This window comes from Xanthomonas campestris pv. phormiicola, assembly GCA_025666215.1.
Taxonomy (GTDB): Bacteria; Pseudomonadota; Gammaproteobacteria; order Xanthomonadales; family Xanthomonadaceae; genus Xanthomonas_A; species Xanthomonas_A campestris_A.
This window is the reverse complement of the sequence record CP102593.1, coordinates 5,228,644-5,251,783: the sequence shown is the minus strand read 5'-3', so window position 1 is coordinate 5,251,783 and position 23,140 is coordinate 5,228,644. Positions and strand designations below refer to the sequence as shown.

Sequence of the window (23,140 nt, the reverse complement as noted above, 5' to 3'; positions counted from 1 at the left end):
TCCATTGTGGGAGGGACTTCAGTCCCGACAGCCCTGCCGACCAAGTCTCAGACCGAAAAAAATCCCCCTCATGGACTGCCCGTGACCGAACCACGCCTCACCGCCGCCACACTCCCCAGCCTGCCGACGGCCATCGCCCGCCCAACCTACGCGCTGGACCGCGTCCGCATCGGCATCGTCCACCTCGGCGCCGGCGCCTTCCACCGCGCCCACCAGGCGGTCTACCTCGACGACCTGCTCGCCGACGAACCGGACTGGGCGATCAGCGCCGTGTCCCTGCACAGCCCGCAGCTGCGCGACGCACTGCGCCCGCAGGACGGCCTCTACACCCTCGCCCTGCTCGACGAACCCCCCGAGCTGCGCATCATCGGCGCCATCCGCGAAGTGCTCTGCGCGCAGGACGAACAACCCGCCGTCCTGGCCCGCCTGGCCGACCCCGCGGTGCGCCTGGTCACCCTCACCGTCACCGAGAAGGGCTACTGCCTGGCCGGCGAACAGCTCGACTTCGCTCATCCGGACATCGTCCACGATCTCGCCGCCGCGCATGCCCCGCGCAGCGCCATCGGCTACCTCGTCGCCGGCCTGCGCGAACGCCTGCGCCTGGGCCTGGCGGCGTACACCGTGCTCAGCTGCGACAACCTGCCCGACAACGGCGGCAAGCTGCGCCGCGCCGTGCTGCAGTTCGCGCACGCCATCGACCCGGCACTGGCCGCCTGGATCGAAACCGAAGCCGCGTTCCCGCGCTCGATGGTCGACAGCATCACCCCGGCCAGCGACGACGCGCTGCGCGAGCGCGTCGCCGCGCAACTGGGTTGCGACGACGCCTGGCCGATCCAGCGCGAGCGCTACAGCCAATGGGTGATCGAAGACCGCTTCTGCAACGGCCGCCCCGCCTTCGAGCGCGCCGGCGTCACCCTGAGCGACGACATCGCCGGCTTTGATCGCGCCAAGCTGCGCCTGCTCAACGGCCCGCACTCCGCGCTGGCGTATCTGGGCTCCCTGCTCGACCTGGACACCGTCGCCGACGCCATGCGCCACCCGCAACTGGCCGCCTTCGTCGAAACCCTGATGCGCGAGGACATCGCCCCCACGTTGACGCCGATGCCCGGCTTCGACCCGCAGCACTACACCGGCGCCATCCTCGCCCGTTTCCGCAACCCCGCCATCGCCCACCGCCTGGCGCAGATCGCCTGGGACGGCTCGCAGAAACTGCCGGTACGCCTGCTCGGCACCATCGCCGATGCCCTGGCCGCCGGCCGCCGCATCGACCGTCTGTGCCTGCCGATCGCAGCGTGGATGCAGTTCGTGCGGCGGCAGGCGCGCGCCGGCGTGGCGCTGGTGGACCCGATGAGCGAAGTGCTGACCGGGATCGGGCGCGGTGCGACTGGTGATGCGGGCCATGACGTGAACGCCTTCCTGGCGCTGAATGCCGTGTTTGCGCCGCTGTCGGGAGATGTACGTTTCGTGAAGGCAATGCGAAGCGTTTATGCTGCGCTGGGCGACAGAAGCCATGGGAGCACGCGGCAAGCCCTTGCGTCGATGTGACATTCGCCGCTTACCTTCCTCCGCCAGCGCAGGAACCCCGATGTTCAAGAACCTCATCCCAAAGATCTTCTACGACCGCCTGCAGGACGGACTCGACTTCTTCGTCGACGGCCTGGGCTTTGCCGTCCTGTACCAGGACGCGACCATGGCCGTCGTCGCACGCGACGGCGCCAAGGCCTATCTGGTCGAGAACCCCGAGTGGGCGGCGAAGGATCGGCCGGAGCTCAGCGTCGACACCGACGATGTCGATGCGATCTTCGCGGAAATGTCCGCACGCGTGCCGCATTTTCTCCATCCGAATTGCAACACCGTCGCGCTCAGGCCCTGGGGGGCGCGCGAGTTCGCGATGCTGGACAAGACCACGGTGTGCGTGAATTTTCGTCAGTGGCTTGCCGACTAGCCAGGCCGTTACGGTGTCTTCGTAGAGCGAGTTTGCGGCATATGCCGGCGGCGTGCCTGGCCGATGCGGACACCTCACGTACGCGTAATCGGATCTGAGCGCATATGGCGACGCGCAAGAAGCACGACCTGCCAGAGAAGCGCTGCCTGCACTGCGCCCGGCCGTTCCGCTGGCGCAAGAAGTGGGAGAAGGTCTGGGATGAGGTGAAGTACTGTTCCGATCGCTGCCGCGGCGAGCGCAAGCGCGTACGCGCTCCGGCGGTTCAATGAGTCGCGCGGCGCTGCGATTCCTTCATCCTGTGCGACTGCTCGCCCGGCACCCTGCATGAACCACACGTTGTCCCAGACCCACACCCTGCGCCTGGTCCTGGGCGACCAGCTCAATCCCGACCACGCGTGGTTCGACGTGTGCGATTCCGGCGTGGTCTACGTGCTGATGGAAGTCCGCCAGGAAACCGACTACGTCCTGCACCACGCGCAGAAGATCCTGGCCCTCTTCGCTGCCATGCGCGATTTCGCCCGGCAGCTGCGCGCAGCCGGGTACCGCGTGCGCTATGTCGCCATCGACGACGTCAGCAACCGACAGTCCATCCCCGACAACCTGGCCGCGCTGATGGCGCACTACCGCGCGCAGCGCCTGGAGTACCAGGACCCGGACGAATGGCGGCTGGACGCGCAACTGCGGCAATGGTGCGCCGCGCAGCCGTTTGCCACCCAGGCGGTGGACAGCGCGCATTTCTACACCACGCGCACCGAGCTGGCCGAGCTGTTTCGCGGGCGCAAGCAGTGGCTGATGGAGCACTTCTACCGGCGCATGCGCCAGCGCCATCATGTGCTGGTCGACGCCACCGGCGCGCCCGAGGGCGGCCAGTGGAACTACGATCACGACAACCGCCAGCCCTGGCCCGGGACGCCACCGCCGCCGCCGGATGCGCGCCCTACGCACGATCACAGCGCACTGTGGTCCACCATCCAGGCCGCCGGCGTGGCCAGCTTCGGCCAGCCGCAGGCCAGCCAGCTGCGCTGGCCGCTCAACCGCGGCGAGGCGCTGGCCTGGCTCGATCACTTCATCGCCAGCGCGCTGCCGCAGTTCGGCCGCTACGAGGACGCGATGAGCACGCGCAGCCCGCGCCTGTTCCACTCGCAGCTGTCGTTCGCGCTCAACACCAAGATGCTGCGCCCGCACGAAGTGGTGGAACGCGCGCAGGCCGCCTACGACGCCGGCGCCGCGCCGCTGGCGGCGGTGGAGGGTTTCATTCGGCAGATCCTGGGCTGGCGCGAGTACGTGCGCGGCATCTACTGGGCGCACATGCCTGGCTATGCCCAACGCAACGCGCTCGACCAGCACACGCCGCTACCCGGCTGGTTCTGGACCGGCGACACGCGCATGCGCTGCCTGCGCCACGCCATCGGCCAATCGCTGGACGAGGCCTACGCCCACCACATCCAACGGCTCATGGTCATCGGCAACTTCGCCCTGCTGGCCGGCCTGGACCCGGCCGCCGTGCACCGCTGGTACCTGGGCGTGTACATTGACGCCTTCGAGTGGGTGGAGCTGCCCAACACCGTGGGCATGAGCCAGTTCGCCGACGGCGGCTTGCTGGCCACCAAGCCCTACGCCAGCAGCGCCGCCTACATCGACCGCATGAGCGACTACTGTCAGGGCTGCCACTACCACAAGAAGCAGAAAACCGGCGAACGCGCCTGTCCGTACAACGCGCTGTACTGGGATTTCTTCGCTCGCCACCAGGCGACGCTTGGCCAGAATCAACGGCTGGGGATGGTGTATCGGCAGCTTGGCAAGATGGAGGGGGCGCAACTGCAGGGGTTGCGTGAGCATGCCGGGTGGGTGCGGGCGCGGCTTGAGACGTTATAGCGGCTGAGAGAGTCGGCAAGCCACAGAGACAAAGTAAGCGCTTTGATTGCCGCGGATTTGCTGATCGTCAGTTCCTGCTATGTGCAATGCTGGACAAGAGGACGGTGTGCGTGAACTTTCGCGAGTGGCCAGCCGAGGGTTGAAGTCGCCTGGCGTGGTTGTCTAGGCTGCGCACCAAGCGGTTCACCGCACCTTCGCGTGATAGAGCTTGGACAGGGTTTTCTTGTAGTCGGCAATCGGCGGCAGCCCCATCGCCTGGCGACGCGCATCCAGGCCGTCCAGATCCTGGGTGGTGTCCAGGAACATCGTTCCGTCCGGATCCGTTCCGAACTGGGTTCCATAGAGTTGCGGCTTGCCTTGGTGTAACAGCACGCGATCCTTGAGCAGCGCGAAATCGGCAGGGTCGGCCTCCTTCTGCTCGAGCGCTGCCTGCATCTGCGCCAGAACCTGCTCCTGGAAGCCAGGGTCGAGCGTGGCGTGCTGGGCGATCAGGAAGGCGGCCTTGGAACCGTCTTCGCCGACCATGGACCTGGTGGGCCATCCTTTTTCCGCCACCACCTTCTTCAACCAGGTGGTGTTGTCCCGGTCCACCGGCACCGTCCGCTGCCACGCTTCGGCAGTGTTGCCGTCAGCAATGGCCTTCTGCCTGACGGCCTGGTCCTTCTCCACGCGTGCCAGCAACTCCCGGCGCAGCGGCTGGTCGATACGCGCCCGGCGTGCGGCATCGAGCCGCTCGGCCTTGGCCAGCATCGTTGCCCAACCGGAGGCAGTGCGAAGTTTGTTGAGGCCTGGGCGGTCCTTGTGCTTCAGATCCTCCACATCGACTCGTCCCTGCGGCAGCTGCTTGTCGAGGACAGCAAACGCGGCATCCGTTCTTCCGGCAGCGGACAAGCACTCGATGTAGAAGAGATCCATGCCGCTCGGCAGCCCTGCAGGTGCTTGGTCGATCGCGGCCAGGGTGTCGGCGCACTTCCCGTAGTCCTTCGCGTCGTAGGCCTGGAGGGCTGCATCGAGACTTGGGGCATCAGCGGCACCGGCCGGAGCGACGCTAGCGACAACCAGCGAGACAAAAAGCACATGCCAATGTTTCATATGAATCCTATGCCTTCCATCGCCCATAACTGCGCGCGCCATTGGAATGAGACCTTACATCAGCCGTTGTTCCATGGCATGGGTCAAGCGTTACGCTGGTGAAGGCAACAAACGCGGGGCCAACAACCACAGGCGTGTGGAGCGGCTATACCGCGAACAGCAAATGCAGGCCGGTTGCCGCAAGCGCAAGGCGTTCGGCAGCCCCGCAGCTGGCTTGTCGAGCGCGGCCAGGGCGTCGATGCGCTGGCCGTGCGGACGAAGCAGCCGCCCCGACCGTCGGGGCGGTTGTTTTAGCCGGCTTGTCCAAGCCGCAGCTTGAGTTGCGCGATTTCCGCCGCGCTGACGCCGATCGCCTTCAGATAGCCCTCGGCACCGCCATACTGCTGGTGCAATGTGGACAGGAACATCTCCATGTTCTCCGGCGCGGTACCGGTCAAGCCGGCCATCTTCCCGCCGACTTCCGGGTGCTGCTTGATCAGCTCCATGATCTGCGCGTTCATTGCCGCGTCCTTGGGCTGGCCCTCGAGATAATGGGCGGAGATCGCATAGTTGTGCGTGATGTCCGCGCGGGAGATGCCGGCCAGGTCGAGCAGCAGCGCGGTGATGACGCCGGTGCGGTCCTTGCCGGCGCTGCAGTGGAACAGCACGGTGCCGTCGCGCTGGGCGGCGATGCGCTGGAAGACCTGCTTGAACTGCGACTGGTTATGGTCCATCCACTGCACATAGGCCGCGCCCAGCGTGTCCGGAAAGGCCATCAGCATCTGCTGCAGGTCCATCCTCTCGGTGCCCATCAGCGAGATGCGCTGGTAGGCAAAACGAGGGTCGGTGGCCAGCAGGTCCGGCGAATGCGCTTCTTCGTCGGCAGTACGCAGGTCGATATCCAGCGTGACGCCAGCGGCGGCCAGGGCGTCGCGGTCGGCGTTGGTCACTTGGCCCAGGTCCGCGGTGCGCACGAAGGCGTTGGCCGGGACAGGGCCATGGCTGCCTCGCAGGCCGGCGAGGCTGCGGGCGTTCCACGCGCCCTGCAGGACAATGACCCGCTGTGCGTCGTCGGCGTCGGGTTGCACGTTGGCGGTGGGCGCGGTGGCGGTCGTGGTCCCGGTGGCCGGCGCGTGCGCGAACGCGACGGGGCTGCCGGCGAGCAGCGGCAGGCTCAGGACCATGGCGAGGACGAGTTCTGTACGGTAGTGCTTCATATAAGGCTCCAGGGAATTCAGAAGTTGACGGTGACGTCCAGGCCATAGGTGCGCGGATCGTTGAAGATGCCGCTCTGGCCCAGGGCGGCGCTGCTGATCCTGTAGAACAGGTGTTGTTCGTCCAGCAGGTTGCGCGCCCACAGCGAGACGGCGAGGGTGGAGCCGGTGCTGTTCAGCGGCAGGTCGATCAGTGCCGCGCGGGCGTTCACGATGAAGGAGCTGTCGGTGAGCATCTGGTCGTATTCGCTGGTGTAGTAGCCATCGGACCAGTTGCCGTCCAGGTGGAACTTGAGCGCGGCGAAGTTGGCGAACGGCAGCAGATAATCCAGCGACAGGCTGCCGGCGTTCTTGGGCGCCAGCAATGGCTTGACGGTGACCTGCACTCCTGCGCCGAACGGATCGAGCGCGGTCTGCGGATCGATTCGGGTGTAGGCGTAGTTCAAGCCGATGGTGAGGTTGTCCACCGGCATCAGGTTGAACTCCAGCTCGGCACCGCGCGAGGTGCCGTTGCTGAGCGCGTTGGTGGTCACCACGGTGGTGCGGGTCTGGCCGCTAATCGGGTCGAAGGGCAGGGAGAAGTCCATCTGCTTGTGTTCGATTTTCGAATCGAACAGCGCCAGGTTCAGGCGCGCGCGGTTGTCCCAGAACTGCGATTTCAAGCCGAGTTCGTAGGCAATCACTTCTTCCGGGCCGAAGGCGGTATAGGTGGTGGAACGCGAGTTGGCGCCACCGGCCTTGAAGCCGGTGCTGTATTTGGCATACGCCATCACGCTGTCGTTCAGGTCGTAGGCGATGTTGACCATCGGGTCGAAGCGTCCCCAGGCGTCGTCGAAGGCGAGGCTGGTGGCCAGGCCGTTGACGATGTACAGGCTGCCTTTCTTGTGGTCGTGCGTGTAGCGACCGCCGGCGGTGAGGTGCAGACGTTCGAGCTCGGCGGGCGTCCAGGTGGCCTGGCCGAACAGGCCCAGGCTGTCGGTCCACGCCTTGCTGGCGCGATCGATACGCACGTTGGCCAGGTTCAGCGGATTGGTGGCGGGGTTGAGCGTGTAGCTGGTGCCCCCCGGTCCCCACAGCAGCATATTCGGGGTCTGCGCGTTGTCGCCAGCGGTTTCGTGATAGTAGAAGGCGCCCGCCAGGTACTGGAGCTGCGAGGTGTTGCCGATCAGCTGGAACTCCTGGCTGTACTGGTGCTGGTAGACCTTGGCGAGGCTGTAACGGCCGAAGGCGGTGTTCGCGCCGCCATAGGCGGAGATCGCATCGACCAGGCCCATGTCGAACTGGCCTTGGGTAAGCTCGCGGTAGGAGCTGATGGACTTCAGTTCCAGGGTGTCGCTGAGGGTCCAGCTGAGATCGAGCAGGTGGCCGCTGGTACGGCCGATGCTGTCTTCCTGCGGGCCACCCAGGATCGACGAATCGCGCCGATTCAGACTGGCCCCGGCCTTCTGCAGGGCGCTTGCGTACGGGCCCGGCACCAGCAGCTGCGTGTAGTACGGCGTGGTGGCGTCGTAGGAGCGGTCGAACGCATACAGCGCGGAGAAGTCGTCGCTTGGCTGCCATAGCGCGCTCAAGCGTGCGCCGCGCTTGTCGTAGCTGTTGAAGTCGCGCTCGCCGCGCATGGGGTTGTCGGCGGTGCCATTGCGCTTGGCCTGCACCGCGTCGATCTTGAAGCTGACGTCGCCCACCTTGGGCAGGTTCAGGTGCAGGCCGGTGTTGTAGCCGTTGTAGTTGGAGACGCCGGCGCTGACGTTGCCGCCGAACTCTCCTGTGGGCCGTTTGGTAATGATGCTGAGCGCGCCACCTTCGGTGTTGCGGCCGAACAGGGTGCCCTGCGGCCCCTTCAGCACTTCGATGCGCTCCACGTCGTACAGCATGCTGCCCAGGCCCTGTGCGCGGCCCATGAACACACCATCGACGTAGACGCCGATGCCGGCATCGCGCGCCGGCTGGTTGGCGTCGCTGGCGGCGCCGATGCCGCGGATGCCGATGTTCAGCGCGGAACTGCGGGTGGCGAACGGCGTCACCCGCAGCGACGGGATCGAGCCATCGGACAGGCTGCCGATCGAGATCGCGCTGCGGTCCTTCAAGGCCTCCGCGTCCACGACGGACACCGAGATCGGCGTTTTCTGCAGATTGGTCGTGCGCTTTTGCGCGGTGACGACGACTTCGTCCAGGGCAACCACATCGCGTGGGGTGGTGTCGGTGTCGGCGTCACTGGCCAAGGCGGTGCCGCCAGGCAGGACAGCGGCGATGGCAAGGGCGAGCAGTTGACGGTGCAGCGGGGCGGGACGCATAGGGCTTTTCATCTGCCGGGGTAAAGGAACGGCGCAGTCTGTGCGCGCAAAATGACGAGTGAATGACCATTCATTCAGTTTTGTGTGGAGTACAATCGCCGTCCAACCAGACGCAATCCGCGGCGCGCAATGACGGTTCATCCCATTTCCGCTGCCCCTGCCGAAGAGGCGGCCACCGCTCACGCGGACGCGCAGCGGCAACGCATCCTTGACGCGGCGCAGCGCTGTTTCATCGCCCGTGGGTTCCATGCCGGGTCGATCAACGACATCGCCACCGAAGCCGACATCAGCCAGGGATTGATGTATCGCTACTTCGCCAACAAGCGGGCGCTGATCCTGGCGCTGATCGAACGGCAGCTTGACCACGACACGCATGCGATCGCCCAGATGCCGGCGGTGCCGGATGTGGCCGAAGGGCTGCTGCGTTGCTATCAGGTGTGGGCGCGCGGGGAGACCTTGGAGACCGGTGGCAATGCCATCGCCAATGTCGCGCTGTATGCCGAAATCACCGCAGAGGCGCAGCGCGATCCAGTGGTGGCCGAGGTCTTGCGTCGGCACGACAGGCAGACCAATAACGCCATCGCCGACTGGCTGCGCAAGCACGACAGCGCACGCGGCCATTCCTCGGACGAAGCGGAAATCGCGCGCCGCATCCTGCTGTTTCGCATGCTGGTGGAAGGCCTGGCGATGCGCTCCGCACGCGATCCGGACCTGTCGGCGGAGCGTCTTCGGCCGGTGCTGATCAGTGCGATTTCAAGCTTGGTGGACGGTTAAGGCGACAACGCGGGATTGGGAGGCGCCGCCCCTGAAGAACCGCGCATCGCAGCCGGTGTGTCGCATCGGCCGGTCGGTGCTTGGACCGGGACGGCCCGATCGTGCATGCGATGGGCTGCAGCGCAAATTCTTCTGCAGGGGAGGCCGGTAATCAATCACGAAGGCGGATGCCTGAACATCGTCCCGCCTCCGGACAGCGAAAAGCCCCGGTGATCGCCCCGAGGCTATGACGCCGACCGGGAACCCCCAGTCCACTTAGTGTCTATGGTTCCCAGGAGAAGAGTTCAATACATATCTGTTCCAGATTTGCCATTTCGTAAAGGGAGCCATCCTTTCGATAGGCCCAACAAGCCTTGATCCAGTCGAACAGCGTGTTTTAACCCAGCGCTACGGCGCAAACCCCAACCCCGTCGCCTTCACCCGCACCCGCGCCAGGATCTTGTGCGAGGTCATGTACAGCGTGCGGCCGTCGTCGCCGAAGGCGCAGTTGGAGACAGGGCCGCCGGTTTCGATGCGGCCCAGGCGGCGGCCGTCGGGTGCGAACACGAGCACGCCGCCGGGGCCGGTGGCGTACAGGCGGCCGTCGCTGGCCACCGCCATGCCGTCCGGCAGGCCGGGGTTGGCGTCGCCGACGATGTCGGAGGCATCGGCGAAGAGGCGTTTGCCGGTGACGTTGCCGCGCGCGTCGAGCGTGTAGGCGGTCCAGATCGGCCGCGCCGGGTCGGAGTTGGCCACGTACAGGGTGCGTTCGTCCGGCGACAGGGCGATGCCGTTGGGCAGGCTCAGGCTGTCGTCGAGCAGGTGCACGCTGCCGTCGGGGTCCAGCCGGTAGACGCCGTTGTAGCGCAGTTCCTTGACCGGGGAGTTGTCGCCGTCCTTCAGGCCGTACGGCGGGTCGGTGAAGAACACCACGCCGTCGCTGCGCCGCACTAGGTCGTTGGGGCTGTTGAGGCGGTGGCCGTCGTAGGCGCTGGCCAGGATCGTCTTGCGCCGCGTGGCTGGATCGAGCCGGGCCACGGCGCGCGTGCCCGAATCGGCGAGCAGCACGCTGCCGGACGGTTCGGCGTGCATGCCATTGGCGCCGGCCTCGCGCAGGGCATCCAGCGGCGGGCCGGCATAGCCGGAGGGCTTGAGGAATACCGAAAGGCCGTCGCGCTCGGACCAGCGGTACATGGTGTTCTGCGGCACGTCGTTGAACAGCAGGTAGCCGCCGTCGCGCACCCAGGTGGGACCTTCGGACCAGGTGAAGCCTTCGGCGATGCGCTCGACGCGCGCGTCCGCGGCCACCGTGTCGCTGAACGCGGGATCGAATGCAGTGACATGGCCGATCACGGGGAAGCGCGGCGCGGGCGCCTGGCTCTTCGCGCAACAGGCCAGCAGCGCGACGACGGAGGCGGCGAGCAGGAGACGGGGCAGGCGCGGCATCGGAGGTTCCTGGGCTTGATGTCCGTTCAATGATGCCAGCTGCGCGCGAGGGCTCTTCACCTGCGGGTGCCGGTCTTCGCTTGCCTGCGCCGGTGCGCCGGCATGGGGCCCGGTGCGATGGATGGCCGCATTCGCCAAGCGAATGACCGACGCGCGCGCAAGGCCGGCCGTAAGGTCGATCGCGTGGCGCCTGGCGAGACGGGACCAAGAACCGGGCCTGCGTGCGGCGCGTCCGATCCCGTCGCACGCACGACCGGGCGCGCACAGCGGCCTGACGGCGCCGTGCGGCGGATCGCCGGTCCCCGGCCGTCAACCACGATCGACTCCTTCGGAACCCAAGGTCCATGCAACTCAATCCCGTCCAGGCATTCGCCGCCGTATTCGTCTTCGCGGTCAGCGGTACGTCCGCATGCGCCCAGTCCGTCGACCGGGACTGGTATGCCGGGCTCACCGCGAGCTACACCGTCAACGACAGCCATCGCACCGAGAACAACGGCTGGGCGGTCGGTGCGGTGGTCGGCAAGGTGCTCGACGACCATTGGAACGTCGAGTTGAGCGGGCAATACGCCGACTTCGGCGCAAAGGACGACCAGGCCAATATCGTCGCCGACGCCCTGTATTTCCTTGCACGCGCGCACGCGTTCTCGCCCTACGTCACCCTCGGGGTAGGCGATGTCTATGAAGGGGGACTGCCGGCGCACAGTGCGTTCAACAACCTGTTGCTGCGCGGCGGCGTGGGCTTCACCACGGCGGTCGCCGCCAACGTCGACCTGCGAGTGGACACCCGCTATCAATGGCATGACAACGTCGCCGGCACGCCACCATACGGTGATTGGTTCGTCTCCATCGGCGCCAACTACCATTTCCAGTAGCGCGTTCTGCGGGTTACGGGAGAAGGCGCGTTTACCCGGACGCCGCGAGTCGCTTCGCGCCGGACCCTCTCCCCAACCCGTCTCCCGATGGGAGAGGGGCTTGTCGCGGCCTTCGCGCTTCAGTGCGCCGTGTCTCCACGCTGGCGGCTGCGCGATACTGGCTGCTCCCTCCGGGCCATCGCCACGCTCGCACCGCGAGCGGCCACGCCTGCCACATAGCCTGCTAGTCACCCTGGCTTGATGGCGCTGTCTTGCGGCACACGCCGCCCTATCGTGCAGCCATGACGAACTGACGAGGAAAAGGCCATGCGCATGCATCGATATGCTGCCGTTCTGCTGGCCGTGTGGTCCTTGCTCGCGCTGGCATCGGATCCGCATCCGACGCGGTTGCCCAATGCCTCGGCGTTGGATGCGGAAGTGGCCCGTGCGCTGGCCGCCACGCATGCCAACGGCATCGCGCTGGCGGTGATCGAGCACGGGCGGATCGTGCATGTGCGCGCCTATGGCAAGCGCAATGCCGCCGGCGCTCCATTGCAGCCGGACACCGTGATGTATGGCGCATCGCTGACCAAGATGGCGTTCGCCTACATGGCCATGCAGCTGGCCGAGCAGGGGGGGCTTGACCTGGATCGCCCGATCGCCGACTAGCTGGACAGGCCGCTTCCCGACTACCCCGCCGATCCCAGGTACGGCCCATGGGCGGACCGCGCCGGCGACCCGCGCTGGCGCACGCTGACCGCGCGCATGCTGCTCACGCACAGCGCGGGCTTGGCCAACTTCGCGTTCGTGGAGGCGGACGGCAAGTTGCGCCTGCATTTCGCTCCGGGCAGCCGCTATGCCTATTCCGGCGAAGGCATGATCCTGCTGCAGTTCGTGCTCGAGCGCGGCCTGGGCCTGGATGTGGGCCAGGAAATGCAGCGCCGTGTGTTCGACCGGTTCGGCATGCAGCGCACCAGCATGACCTGGCGGCCGGACTTCGCGGCCAACCTGGCCGATGGATGGACCGAGGACGGCAGCGTGGAAGCGCACGATCCGCGCAGCACGGTGCGCGCGGCCGGCTCGATGGACACGACGATCGCCGACATGGCCCGGTTCGCCGCAGGCTATCTGGCGGGCAAGGGGCTCGCGCCGCGGAGCGCGTCGGCGCTGACCGCGCCGCAGCTGCCGATCACCACCGCCTCGCAGTTTCCGACGCTGCAGGACGAACTCCCGCCCGAGCGCCGGCGCGCCGATCTCGCCGCCGGCCCGGGCGTGGTGGCGTTCCGCGGACCGCAAGGCGCCGCGTTCCTGAAGGGCGGACACAACGACAGCACCGGCAATCTGCTGGTCTGCGCCAGGCGCTACCAACGCTGCGTGGTCCTCCTGTCGAACGATGTGCGCGCCGAGCGCGCGTTCCCGGCCCTGGTCGACTTCGCAATGGGCAAGACCGGCGCGCCGTGGACGTGGGAGTACGGGGACATGCCGTTCGTTCGTTGAGCGGCGTCCGCCGAGCGATTGCGGGATGCGGCGCGCGCGCCGGCCGCGTTGCGACACCGCGTGCCGCAGGCCTCACAACTTGTAGGCCCGCTTCGGCAAGCGATAGGCCAGGTCGAGCGCGACCTCGGCCGCTTCGTCCTCGTAGAGGCGATGCTCGGCGACGAGCTTGGCCAGGAACGCGCAATCGACGCGGCGCGCGACGTCGTGCCGCGCCGGGATCGACAGGAACGCGCGGGTGTCGTCGTTGAAGCCGACCGTGTTGTAGAAGCCGGCGCTGGCCAGGGTCTGCTCGCGGAAACGCCACATGCCTTCCGGCGCGTCATGGAACCACCACGCCGGGCCGAGCAGCAGCGCCGGGTAGTGGCCGGCCAGCGGCGCCAGTTCGCGCGCGTAGGTGCTCTCGTCCAGGGTGAACAGGATCAGGGTGAAGCCCGGCGTGTTGCCGAAGCGGTCCAGCAGCGGCTTGAGCGCGTGCACGTAGTCGGTGCGCTGCGGCAGGTCGGCGCCCTTGTCGCGGCCGTAGCGCGCGAACAGGGCGCGGTTGTGGTTGCGGAAACAGCCCGGGTGCAGCTGCATCACCAGGCCGTCGTCCACGCTCATCGCCGCCATCTCGGTCAGCATCTGCGCGCGGAACAGTTCGGCGTCCTCGGCGCTGGCGCCGCCGCCGCGCACGCGCGCGAACAGCCGCGCCGCGGCGGCCGCAGGCAGGTCGGCGGTGGCCGCGCTGGGGTGGCCATGGTCGGTGGAGGTGGCGCCCATCTGCGCGAAGAACGCACGCCGCCGGCGATGCGCGCGCAGGTAGCCGTCCCATGCATCCACGTCCTCGCCGGTCAGCTCGCCGAAACGGCGCAACGCATCGGGGAACTGCTCGTGTTCCGGGTCGATCACCGCGTCGGGGCGGTAGGCGGTGAGCACCCGCCCGTTCCAGCCGCTGGCGCGGATCGTGGCGTGGTGCCGCAGCGGGTCCAGCGGCGACTCGGTGGTGGCGATCACTTCGATGCCGAAGCGCTCGAACAGCGCGCGCGGCCGGAACGCCGGCGTCTGCAGCGCCTCGCCGATACGGTCGTAGTACAGATCGGCGCTGGCCGCGTCCAGCCGCACGCGCAGGCCGAACACGTCGTGGAAGACGTGGTTCAGCCATAACGCCGACGGCGTGCCGCGCAGCAGCTGGAAGCGCTCGGCGAACACGCGCCAGGCCGCGCGCGGGTCCACCGCGGCGCGGCTGCCGTCGGCGCGCGGGATGCCCAGCGCGTCCAGGTCCACGCCCTGGCTGTAGAGCATGCGGAACAGGTAGTGGTCGGGCACCAGCAGCAATTCGGTGGCGTTGGCGAACGGCGCGTCCGTGGCGAACCAGGCCGGGTCGGTATGCCCGTGTGGGCTGACGATGGGCAGCGCGGCGACCTGCGCGTACAGGCGGCGCGCGATCGCGCGCATGCCCGGCTCCGGTGGCAGCAGGCGGTCGGGATGCAGGGACAGGGCGGGGGAAGACAGGGGCATGGTCGGCATCGGGCAGGGGTGTGGGTCGGACGCGATCGTCGCGCTAGGGCTTGCTCGCGACGTAGGCGCGCAGCCAGCGCAGCGCCGGGCGCTCGCTGCCGTCGTCGCGGATCAGATAGGCGCCTTCCTTGTCGCGCCACAGGCCGCGGCGCACGCCCCACAGGGTCACCCCGCGTACCGCGGGGTGTTCCCAGAACAACGGGAACACGCGCTGGTAGTCGGCCAGTTGCTGCGCATCGCTGGGCCCGTCCAGGTCGAATTCGGTGACGTAGAGCGGCAGGCCGGTCGCGGCCAGCGTGTCGAGGTTGGCGCGGTGCACGGCCATCGGCACGTCGGGCCCGGTTTCGAACGCATGTTCCTGCACGCCGATCGCATCGATCAACCGCTCGCGCTGCAGCAGCTGGACGATCTGCAGGTAGCGGCGCGTGTGGTCGGCATTGTTGGTGATGTTGTAGTCGTTGATCATCAGCGTGGCATGCGGGAAGTGCTGGCGCGCCAGGCGAAACGATTGCAGCACCCACTCCCAGCCGCTGGCGCCGTCGCCGCCCAGCGCCTGCAGGTAGTTGCCGCCGCCGCTGTCGTCCTTGCCGGGCGGATCGTTGAGCGGTTCGTTGACCACTTCCAGCAGATCGATGTCCGGATAGCGCTGCGCCACCGCGGCGAACCATTGTTCGATCTCGGCGCGTTGCTCGGCCGGCGGCAGCGTCTTGATCCATTCCGGCTGCTGGTGGCCCCACACCAGCACGTGCATCTGGAACGGCAGGCGGTTGTCCTTGGCCACGCGATAGGCCTGGTCCAGCGCGCTCCAGTCCATGCGGTCGCGCACCGCCTCCACGCTGCCCCACTTGCCGGCGTTCTCAGGCGTGAGCTTGTTCCAGTCGCGCAGGAAATCCTGGGCCTGCTGTGGGCCGTAGGCGTTGCCGAGGAACTTCTGCTTGCCGGCGGCCAGCGGCGCGGCAGGCGTGGCAGTGGCCAGCGACAGCAGCAGCGCGAGCGAGACCAGCGGTGCGGTCTTCATTGCGGTCTCTCCGATCCGTGTGGCGGTGCGCAGGCGTGGCGCTGGGAGCACCGGCCGCGGCCGCGCGCGGCGCCATCATCGCGCATCTTCCTGCAGTTGCGCCGGCTGCAGCCGCGGCGCCAGCCATTGCACCAGCGCCAGCGCCAGCAGGTAGGCCGAGCCGGTCATCGGCGACACCGGAACACGACTGCCGGTGGCCTCGAGCAGCAAGCCGATGAAGGTGGCGATCGGCATGCCGCCGATCGCGCCGGCGAAGCCGCCGATGCCGACCACGGCGGCCAGCGCGTGGCGCGGGAACATGTCCGAGGGCAGGGTGAACAGGTTCGCCGACCAGCCCGGGTGCGCGGCCGTGGCCAGGCCGACCAATCCCAGCGCCAGCCACAGGTTGGCGGCGCGTGCGGCGAACACGATCGGCACCACCGCCAGCGCGCAGATCAGCATCGGGGTCGTGCGTGCGCGGTTGACGCTCCGGCCGCGGGCCGTTGGCATCGGCGCCCGGCGACGGCTCATGGCCGCGGCACCGGCATGGCGGGCTCGAAGTGCGCGCTGTGCTGCAGTTGCCGGCGTCGGCATGCGGCGCTGCCTGTGTGACGCTGTCGGATATTGCGGTGCAACACGCCATCTGCGTTGTTCCCGGCTCGGTGCATACGCTTCGATCCCACGGGCGCGGCGGCTGCCGCCGTTTGGTAGCGCCATCATTGGCGCGCCGCCGCAGGCGACACATCGTGCACAGCAGCACGAAACGCGATGGCGCCATCCGATGCGTGGCGCCCCGCCACCGTACCCGGGCGCAGGCGTTCCGCAATGTGTAGCGGTGCTGCCGGGTTTATGTTGCCGTGCAGCGTGACAGCCATCTTGGTAGCGCTAACATCCGCGGCCACGGCCCAGGCACGGGCATCGAAGTCGCTGCACGCTTTTCCGTCACTCGGGCAATTCGTCGGCTGGTCGCTCCGCGTCGCGCTCACGGAGCCGCAGGTCGCCTGTTTTTTGGGAGGATCACGGTGAAGAACAGTTACGCGCGCACCACGTTGTCTCGTGCACTGGCCACGGCATTGCTCGGCATGGCCGCGGGCGCCGCCTGGGCGCAAACCACGCCACCGGCACAAGCGCCTGCGGCGCAGGCGGCGCCATCGCCCGCGCCGGCCGGCGACGATGCGGTGACGCAGCTGGATGCGGTCACCGTGTCCGGCTACCGCCGCAGCATCCAGTTCTCCACCGACGCCAAGCGCGATTCGGTGACCTTCAGCGACACCGTGTTCGCCGAGGACATCGGCAAGTTCCCGGACATGAACATCGCCGAGTCGCTCAACCGCATTCCCGGCGTGCAGCTCTCGCGCGACGTCAATGGCGAAGGCCTGAACATCGCCATCCGCGGCCTGGGCACCAGCTTCACCAAGACCACGCTCAACGGCGCCAGCATCGCCACCGCCTCGATCGGCCTCAACGCGCAGAACCAGAACCGCGAGGTCGACCTCAACCTGTTCCCGACCGAGTTCTTCACCCAGCTGACGGTAAGCAAGACGCCGACCGCGAGCATGCTCGAAGGCGGCGTGTCCGGCGTGGTCGACATGCGCAGCGCGCGCCCGTTCGATCGTCCCGGCACGCATCTGACCTACCAGCTGCAGGGCGACTGGAACAGCACCAGCGAAAAGACCACGCCGCGCGGCGCGCTGATGGGCAGCTGGACCAACCAGGCCGGCACCTTCGGCGCGCTGTTCGGCGTGGCCTCGGTGCGCAGCAAGCTCGGCGTGGAAGGCTTCGAAAGCATCGGCTGGACCAATCCGGGCCTGACCTACGCGCAATGCGGCCTGACCCCGCCGGCCGGCACGCCATCGACCAACCAGCCGGCCGCGTGCAACGCCAACGGCGGCGGCAACTGGCGCATCCCCGACACCGTGCCGGTCACCGCCGGCGCCGGACTGACCCCGGGAGAGAGCATCGACGCCGCCTGGCTGCTGGCGCACAACCCCGGCCTGAGCATCGCGCAGATCAGCGACGCGCTGATCCCGCGCCTGGGCCGCCGCGTGCAGATGCAGGGCGACCGCGACCGCGATGCGTCGGTGATGTCGCTGGAATGGCGACCCAGCGACAGCGCGCATTTCTACCTGGACACGCTGTTCTCCAAGGCCAAGCGCACCACCGAACGCACCAGCATGAATCTGATCGGGCGCAACGGCAACATGATTCCGTTGGACATGCAGGTGGACGACAACGGCGTCGTCACCGATGCGACCTTCACCAACGCCCAGTATTTCCTGGAAGCGCGGCCGTACCGCGAACAGGTCAAGTTCTGGAGCGTCAATCCCGGTGCCGAGCTGCTGTTCGGCGCGAACCAGGACATCAAGCTCAACTTGCAGGCCAATGCCACGCGCAGCTGGCTGTACCGGCAGTCGCCGAGCATCCTGGTGACCTCGCCGTTCACCACCGTGGACTACAGCAACACCGGTGGCGATCAACCGTCGATCGGTAGCCCGCTGGACCTCGACGATCCGAACCTGGGCTGGAGCTGGACCGGCGGCCGCCTCAACATCAGCAACGAGAAGCGCCAGACCCAGACCCGCGGCGCGCGCGCCGACCTGCAGTTCGGCGAAGACCAGCGCAACGTCAAGGTCGGCGTCGCCTACGATCAGGCCGAGCGCCATATCCGCGGCTTCGACAACAGCGCCGCGTGGGAGACCCTGGTCTGCCGCGGCGTCGCCGCCACCTGCACCGGCGGCGCCGGCTCGCTGATCCCGCAGTCGGCGCTGGCGTCGTACCTCAAGCCCGGCCCGGGCGGCTTCATCACCGTGGACTTCGACCGCTTCCTGCGCGACAGCGGCTATTACGGCCTGAGCGACAACGCGCCGGAGACCAACGCGGCCAACACCGGCGCCTCCACCGGCGGCATCCTGGAAAAGAACTGGGGCTTCTACGTCGAGGCCAACGGCGAGACCGACGTGTGGAACCGGTCGCTGCGCTTCAACGCCGGCGTGCGCTACGTGACCACCGACCAGACCATCAGCGGCCCGGTCACCATCGGCGGGGTGCGCCGCTACCAGGTGCTGAACTCGGACTACAACGAACTGCTGCCCTCGTTCAACGTGGCCTGGGACGTGGCCGACAACGTGGTGCTGCGCCTGTCCGGCTCGCGCACGCTGACCCGGCCCGATCCCAGCGCGATGCTGCCCAACACCAACTTCAGCGACCCGTCCGCGCAGACCGCCACCCAGGGCAATGCCAACCTGGCGCCGTACCGCTCCACCAACGTGGACATCGGCGGCGAGTGGTACACCGGCGGCGAAGGCTTCGTCGGCCTGACCCTGTTCGACAAGCGCATCGACGGCTTCACCGTCAACGGCGTGCGCCGCATCCCGTTCCTGGACCTGGGCGTGCCCTACAGCGACCTGACCGCGACCCAGCAGGCCGCGATCGACCAGCGCGGCGGGCCGAATGCGGCCACCGTGGACGTGCAGACCCAGGTCAACGCCGACGGCACGCTCAACATCCGCGGCCTGGAAGCGATCTGGGTGCAGCCGCTGGACCGCCTGTTCGATGGCCTGGGCTTCAGCCTCAACTACACCCACGTCAAGCAGGAATCCGAGGGCGACGGCATCCAGGCGGTGGCGGTGGGCGTGGCGCCGAACCTGTGGAACGGCACCGTGTACTGGGAGAAGAACAATGCCTCGGTGCGCCTGTCCTACGCCTGGAACGACGACATGATCATCTCCGGCGCCAACCAGAACGGCATTCCCGACGCGCGGCTGATGGCCGATGCGCGCGGCCAGCTGGACCTGTCGGCCAGCTACACGCTGGCGTGGATCCGGTCGGCGCCGCAGATCACCCTCAACGTCACCAACCTCACCGACGAACCGTTGCGCACCACCTTCCAGTATCCCAACGCCACCTACGACCTGTACAAGCCCGGACGCACCATCATGCTCGGCATCCGCGGCTCGTTCTGATCCTGCCTGCCGGAGGCGAGGCTCCCGCCATGCGGGGCCACGCGTCCGGCACGCAGGCGCGCCCGCACCGGCACCCGTTCCGCCTTCGCCGTACCGTCTTCACTCCGGCCCCTCTCCCGGCGCAGAGGGCAGCAAGCTCCTCCCGCGACTCCCAGGCCCATGACCAGCACCCACCGCCTCCCGCTCAGCGAAAAGATCGGCTACAGCCTGGGCGACCTGGCCGCCAACCTGATCTTCCAGACCCTGATCACGTTCCTGGCGTTCTTCTACACCGACATCTACCGCATCCCGGCCGGCACCGCGGCCACGCTGATCTCGGTGGTCGGCCTGGTCGGCGCGCTGGTGTTCACGCCGCTGGTGGGCGTGCTCGCCGACCGCACGCGCACGCGCTGGGGCAAGTTCCGGCCGTGGATCCTGTGGACCGCGCTGCCGTTCGGCGCGATCTCGCTGCTCGCCTTCAGCACCCCGGCGCTGGGCGAGCACGGCAAGGTGATCTACGCGTTCGCCACCTACACCCTGCTGGTGCTGATCTACGTCGCCAACAACCTGCCGTACTCGGCGCTCAGCGGCGTGCTCACCGGCAGCATGGAGCAGCGCAACAGCCTGTCGGCGTACCGCTTCTTCGCCGTCACCATCGCCCAGTTCGTGATCCAGGTGCTGCTGCTGCCGCTGGTGCTGATCCTCGGCAACGGCGACAAGGCGCAGGGGTTCCAGCGCACCATGGCGCTGTTCGCGGTGGTCGGCACGCTGTGCTTCCTGATCACCTTCCTCACCACCCGCGAGCGGGTGCTGCCGATCGCCGCCGAACCGTCCAGCGTGCGCAAGGATCTGGGCGACCTGGTCCGCAACAAGCCGTGGCTGGTGATGCTGGCGCTGACCATCCTGGTGTTCGTCAACCTGGCGATGAAGGGCGGCATGTACGTGTACTACTTCAAGTACTACCTGGATGCGCAGGCGCTGGCCGGCTTCCTCGACCAGGCCGGGTTCAACGGCTTCATCGCCGGCATCAACGGGCTGCTCGCCAGCGCCGGGCTGGCCGCGCTGCACTGGCCGCAGGATGCGCCGACCTCCGCCTTCAGCGTGTTCAGCGCCGGCGGCATCCTGGCGATGATCGTCGGCATCGGCGGCTCCAAGCGCCTGGCCGACCGCTACGGCAAACGCAACGTGTTCGGCGCCGCGCTGCTGGTGTCCACGTTGTTCCTGCTCGCGTTCGCGGTCTATCCGCCGCAGGCGATCGGCCTGGTGTTCGGCTCCTACGTGCTGCACGGGTTCTTCTACGGCATCACCATTCCGCTGCTGTGGGCGATGATCGCCGACGTGGCCGACTATTCGGAGTGGAAGAACCACCGCCGCGCCACCGCGATCATCTTCTCGGCGATGCTGTGCGGGCTGAAGGTCGGCCTGAGCGTCGGCGGCGCGCTGGTCGCCGGCCTGCTCGCCTTCTACGGCTACGACGCCGCGCTGCCGCAGCAGGGCGCCGCGGTGACCGGCGGCATCCGCCTGGCGGTCAGCGTGTACTGCGCGATCCCGTTCCTGCTCGGCGTGGCCCTGCTGTTCCTGTACGAGATCGACAAGCCGCTGGAATCGCGCATCGAACGCGACCTGGACGCGCGCCGCCTGCAGGCCGCCGCGCCCGGCCACTGACGCTTCTTTCCCCCTACGCTCTAGGTACGCAATGTCCGCCGACACCGACGCCGCAGACCTGCGCAGGCTGGCCAGCAAGGCCATCTCGCAGCCCCTGGTCACCCACATGTACACCGCCGATCCGTCGGCGCACGTGTTCGAGGGCGCGTTGTACATCTATCCCTCGCACGACATCGACGCCGGCATCGCCTTCAACGACGACGGCGGCCATTTCGACATGGAGGACTACCATGTGTTTCGCATGGACAGCGCCGACGGTCCGGCGGTGGACTGCGGCGTGGTGCTGCACGTGAAGGACGTGCCGTGGGCGCAGCGGCAGATGTGGGCCCCGGACGCGGCGTGCAAGGACGGGCGCTACTACCTGTATTTCCCGGCCAAGCGCGCCGACGGCATCTTCCAGATCGGCGTGGCCATCGGTGCGCGCCCGGAAGGGCCGTTCGCCGCCGAGCCGCTGGCCATCCACGGCAGCTACTCGATCGATCCGGCGGCATTCGCCGACGACGACGGCGAGCACTACCTGTATTTCGGCGGGATCTGGGGCGGGCAGCTGCAGAAGTACCGCGACAACGTGTATGCGCAGGCGCACGAGGAACCGGCGGCTGCCGAGCCGGCGCTGGGGCCGCGCGTGGCGCGGCTGCGCGCGGACATGACCCAGTTCGCCGAGCCGCCGCGGGAGGTGCGCATCGTCGACGAACACGGCCACCCGCTGCTGGCCGGCGACCATGCGCGCCGCTTCTTCGAGGCGCCATGGCTGCACAAGTACGGCGGTCGCTATTACCTGTCGTATTCGACCGGCGACACGCATCTGCTGTGCTACGCGATCGGCGATTCGCCCTACGGCCCGTTCACCTACCAGGGGCCGCTGCTGAGCCCGGTGATCGGCTGGACCACGCACCACTCGATCTGCGAGTTCCGGGGCACCTGGTACCTGTTCTATCACGACGCCATGCTGTCCGGCGGCGTCACCCACCTGCGCTCGATCAAGCTCACCGAGCTGCAGCACGACGCGCAGGGGCGCATCGCGCTGGTCCATCCCTACGGCGAGTAGGACGCAGGGAATGGCGAATGGCGCCGCCTTCGCGTCGGCGCCGCGCACGGTGACGGCAGCCCTATCGCCTGTGTATGCTCGGGCCTCGTGGAAGACATGACGCCCGCCGAGATCTCCCAGCGCATCGACGCCCTGCGTCGCGAGCACCGTGCGCTCGACGAACAGATCCAGCGCACCCCGGCCAACCTCGACGACGAGTTGCAGGCCAAGCGGCTGAAGAAGCGCAAGCTGCAGCTCAAGGATTGCATCATGCGCCTGGAAAACCTGCTGATTCCCGACGAACCGGCGTGAGCGCGGCGACGTTCTTCAGCGTCGGCCATTCCACCCGCCCGCTGCAAGATTTCCTGGATATCCTGCGCGGCGCGCAGATCACCCTGCTGGCCGACGTGCGTGCGTTCCCGTCTTCGCGGCGCTTCCCGCAGTTCGACGCCAGCGCGCTGGCGCGCAGCCTGGCCGCCGCCGGCATCGGTTACCGGCACTTCCGCGCGCTGGGCGGACGCCGCGACAAGCAACCCGGCATCGATCCGCAGCGCAACGGCCACTGGCGCAGCACCGGCTTCCACAATTACGCCGACTACGCACTGGGCGCCGAATTCGGCGAGGCGTTCGCGCAGCTGCGCGAGCTCGGCGACCGCGGCGCATGCGCGCTGATGTGCGCCGAGGCCGACTGGCGCCAATGCCATCGCCAGATCGTCTGCGATCACCTGCTGCACCACGGCCACCGGGTGATCCACCTGCTCGACGGCAAACGCCGCGAACCGGCCATCCTCAACCCGGCCGCACGCAGCGACGGGCAAGGGCAGCTGGCGTATCCGGCGGATGTCGCGCCCGCCGGCCCGGTGACCGGCGATCTGTTCGGCGGCTGAGCCATTCGATCCGTACGATGCCACCTGTGGAGCGACTTCAGTCGCGACGGGCGTTGCCGGTGGTGCCCCGTCGCGGCTGACGGAACTGCGGTATCTGATGCGTGCACTTGTGCGAGGGGCTTCAGCCCCATGCCTTTCAACGTCTTTGATGTCCCGCTTTTGTAACCCGCTGATTTGCTG

17 protein-coding genes and 2 pseudogenes are annotated in these 23,140 nt (G+C 67.7%); 12 read left to right on the top strand and 7 right to left on the bottom strand.

Features of this window, described 5'->3' with window-relative positions; genetic code table 11:
- Positions 1 to 81: 81 nt before the first annotated feature.
- From NRY95_22290 to NRY95_22275, 4 genes are all read left to right on the top strand, one after another.
- On the top strand, positions 82 to 1,545 hold the full coding sequence (locus tag NRY95_22290; protein ID UYC16361.1) for a mannitol dehydrogenase family protein: 1,464 nt from the start codon (positions 82 to 84) through the stop codon (positions 1,543 to 1,545).
- A 40-nt stretch (positions 1,546 to 1,585) separates the two neighbouring features.
- Positions 1,586 to 1,945, top strand: a complete 360-nt coding sequence (locus tag NRY95_22285; GenBank protein UYC16360.1) for a hypothetical protein — start codon at positions 1,586 to 1,588, stop codon at positions 1,943 to 1,945.
- 104 nt (positions 1,946 to 2,049) lie between these two features.
- Entirely contained in the window at positions 2,050 to 2,214 is a 165-nt protein-coding gene (locus NRY95_22280; GenBank protein UYC16359.1) for a DUF2256 domain-containing protein, read from the top strand.
- 55 nt (positions 2,215 to 2,269) lie between these two features.
- Positions 2,270 to 3,820: a cryptochrome/photolyase family protein gene (locus NRY95_22275; GenBank protein UYC16358.1), complete on the top strand. Its 1,551-nt coding sequence runs from the start codon at positions 2,270 to 2,272 to the stop codon at positions 3,818 to 3,820.
- 183 nt (positions 3,821 to 4,003) lie between these two features.
- On the opposite strand, the gene NRY95_22270 is transcribed toward NRY95_22275, so the two are convergent.
- From NRY95_22270 to NRY95_22260, 3 genes are all read right to left on the bottom strand, one after another.
- On the bottom strand, positions 4,004 to 4,918 hold the full coding sequence (locus NRY95_22270) for a hypothetical protein (protein ID UYC18669.1): 915 nt from the start codon (positions 4,916 to 4,918) through the stop codon (positions 4,004 to 4,006).
- 284 nt (positions 4,919 to 5,202) lie between these two features.
- Positions 5,203 to 6,108: a tyrosine-protein phosphatase gene (locus tag NRY95_22265; GenBank protein UYC16357.1), complete on the bottom strand. Its 906-nt coding sequence runs from the start codon at positions 6,106 to 6,108 to the stop codon at positions 5,203 to 5,205.
- A gap of 17 nt (positions 6,109 to 6,125) precedes the next feature.
- A complete protein-coding gene (locus tag NRY95_22260; GenBank protein ID UYC16356.1) occupies positions 6,126 to 8,399 on the bottom strand; it encodes a TonB-dependent receptor in 2,274 nt (757 codons plus the stop codon).
- A gap of 129 nt (positions 8,400 to 8,528) precedes the next feature.
- Between NRY95_22260 and NRY95_22255 the strand changes: the two genes are divergently transcribed.
- Positions 8,529 to 9,173, top strand: a complete 645-nt coding sequence (locus NRY95_22255; protein UYC16355.1) for a TetR/AcrR family transcriptional regulator — start codon at positions 8,529 to 8,531, stop codon at positions 9,171 to 9,173.
- Positions 9,174 to 9,560: 387 nt separating this feature from the next.
- Here NRY95_22255 and NRY95_22250 read toward each other — a convergent pair whose 3' ends face one another.
- On the bottom strand, positions 9,561 to 10,598 hold the full coding sequence (locus tag NRY95_22250) for an SMP-30/gluconolactonase/LRE family protein (GenBank protein UYC16354.1): 1,038 nt from the start codon (positions 10,596 to 10,598) through the stop codon (positions 9,561 to 9,563).
- A 344-nt stretch (positions 10,599 to 10,942) separates the two neighbouring features.
- Between NRY95_22250 and NRY95_22245 the strand changes: the two genes are divergently transcribed.
- Together NRY95_22245 and NRY95_22240 are read left to right on the top strand one after the other, a co-directional pair.
- Positions 10,943 to 11,470: a porin family protein gene (locus tag NRY95_22245; protein UYC16353.1), complete on the top strand. Its 528-nt coding sequence runs from the start codon at positions 10,943 to 10,945 to the stop codon at positions 11,468 to 11,470.
- A gap of 312 nt (positions 11,471 to 11,782) precedes the next feature.
- Positions 11,783 to 12,946: pseudogene (locus NRY95_22240) on the top strand (beta-lactamase family protein).
- A 72-nt stretch (positions 12,947 to 13,018) separates the two neighbouring features.
- Here the strand turns inward: NRY95_22240 and uxaC are convergent.
- The 3 genes and pseudogenes from uxaC to NRY95_22225 form a co-directional block, all read right to left on the bottom strand.
- On the bottom strand, positions 13,019 to 14,437 hold the full coding sequence (gene uxaC / locus NRY95_22235) for a glucuronate isomerase (protein UYC18668.1): 1,419 nt from the start codon (positions 14,435 to 14,437) through the stop codon (positions 13,019 to 13,021).
- 49 nt (positions 14,438 to 14,486) lie between these two features.
- Positions 14,487 to 15,461, bottom strand: a complete 975-nt coding sequence (locus NRY95_22230) for an endo-1,4-beta-xylanase (GenBank protein UYC16352.1) — start codon at positions 15,459 to 15,461, stop codon at positions 14,487 to 14,489.
- Positions 15,462 to 15,536: 75 nt separating this feature from the next.
- A pseudogene (locus tag NRY95_22225) lies at positions 15,537 to 15,941 on the bottom strand (MFS transporter).
- A gap of 521 nt (positions 15,942 to 16,462) precedes the next feature.
- Here NRY95_22225 and NRY95_22220 point away from each other — a divergent pair.
- The 5 genes from NRY95_22220 to NRY95_22200 all read left to right on the top strand — a co-directional run bounded on the left by NRY95_22220 (position 16,463) and on the right by NRY95_22200 (position 22,960).
- Positions 16,463 to 19,402, top strand: a complete 2,940-nt coding sequence (locus NRY95_22220; GenBank protein UYC16351.1) for a TonB-dependent receptor — start codon at positions 16,463 to 16,465, stop codon at positions 19,400 to 19,402.
- A 159-nt stretch (positions 19,403 to 19,561) separates the two neighbouring features.
- Entirely contained in the window at positions 19,562 to 21,046 is a 1,485-nt protein-coding gene (locus tag NRY95_22215; protein UYC16350.1) for an MFS transporter, read from the top strand.
- 31 nt (positions 21,047 to 21,077) lie between these two features.
- Entirely contained in the window at positions 21,078 to 22,094 is a 1,017-nt protein-coding gene (locus NRY95_22210) for a glycoside hydrolase family 43 protein (GenBank protein ID UYC16349.1), read from the top strand.
- An 87-nt stretch (positions 22,095 to 22,181) separates the two neighbouring features.
- Positions 22,182 to 22,385, top strand: a complete 204-nt coding sequence (locus NRY95_22205; protein ID UYC16348.1) for a DUF465 domain-containing protein — start codon at positions 22,182 to 22,184, stop codon at positions 22,383 to 22,385.
- Entirely contained in the window at positions 22,382 to 22,960 is a 579-nt protein-coding gene (locus NRY95_22200; GenBank protein UYC16347.1) for a DUF488 domain-containing protein, read from the top strand. The genes NRY95_22205 and NRY95_22200 overlap by 4 nt, the downstream gene beginning before the upstream one ends.
- Positions 22,961 to 23,140: the final 180 nt, after the last annotated feature.

Bases quoted from the DNA above. Each gene is read 5' to 3' on its own strand.
- NRY95_22245 (UYC16353.1), top strand. From the start codon at position 10,943: ATGCAACTCAATCCCGTCCAGGCATTCGCCGCCGTATTCGTCTTCGCG.
- NRY95_22260 (UYC16356.1), bottom strand. From the start codon at position 8,399: ATGCGTCCCGCCCCGCTGCACCGTCAACTGCTCGCCCTTGCCATCGCC.
- NRY95_22255 (UYC16355.1), top strand. From the start codon at position 8,529: ATGACGGTTCATCCCATTTCCGCTGCCCCTGCCGAAGAGGCGGCCACC.
- NRY95_22265 (UYC16357.1), bottom strand. From the start codon at position 6,108: ATGAAGCACTACCGTACAGAACTCGTCCTCGCCATGGTCCTGAGCCTG.
- NRY95_22210 (UYC16349.1), top strand. From the start codon at position 21,078: ATGTCCGCCGACACCGACGCCGCAGACCTGCGCAGGCTGGCCAGCAAG.
- NRY95_22230 (UYC16352.1), bottom strand. From the start codon at position 15,461: ATGAAGACCGCACCGCTGGTCTCGCTCGCGCTGCTGCTGTCGCTGGCC.
- NRY95_22275 (UYC16358.1), top strand. From the start codon at position 2,270: ATGAACCACACGTTGTCCCAGACCCACACCCTGCGCCTGGTCCTGGGC.
- NRY95_22280 (UYC16359.1), top strand. From the start codon at position 2,050: ATGGCGACGCGCAAGAAGCACGACCTGCCAGAGAAGCGCTGCCTGCAC.
- NRY95_22250 (UYC16354.1), bottom strand. From the start codon at position 10,598: ATGCCGCGCCTGCCCCGTCTCCTGCTCGCCGCCTCCGTCGTCGCGCTG.
- NRY95_22215 (UYC16350.1), top strand. From the start codon at position 19,562: ATGACCAGCACCCACCGCCTCCCGCTCAGCGAAAAGATCGGCTACAGC.
- NRY95_22285 (UYC16360.1), top strand. From the start codon at position 1,586: ATGTTCAAGAACCTCATCCCAAAGATCTTCTACGACCGCCTGCAGGAC.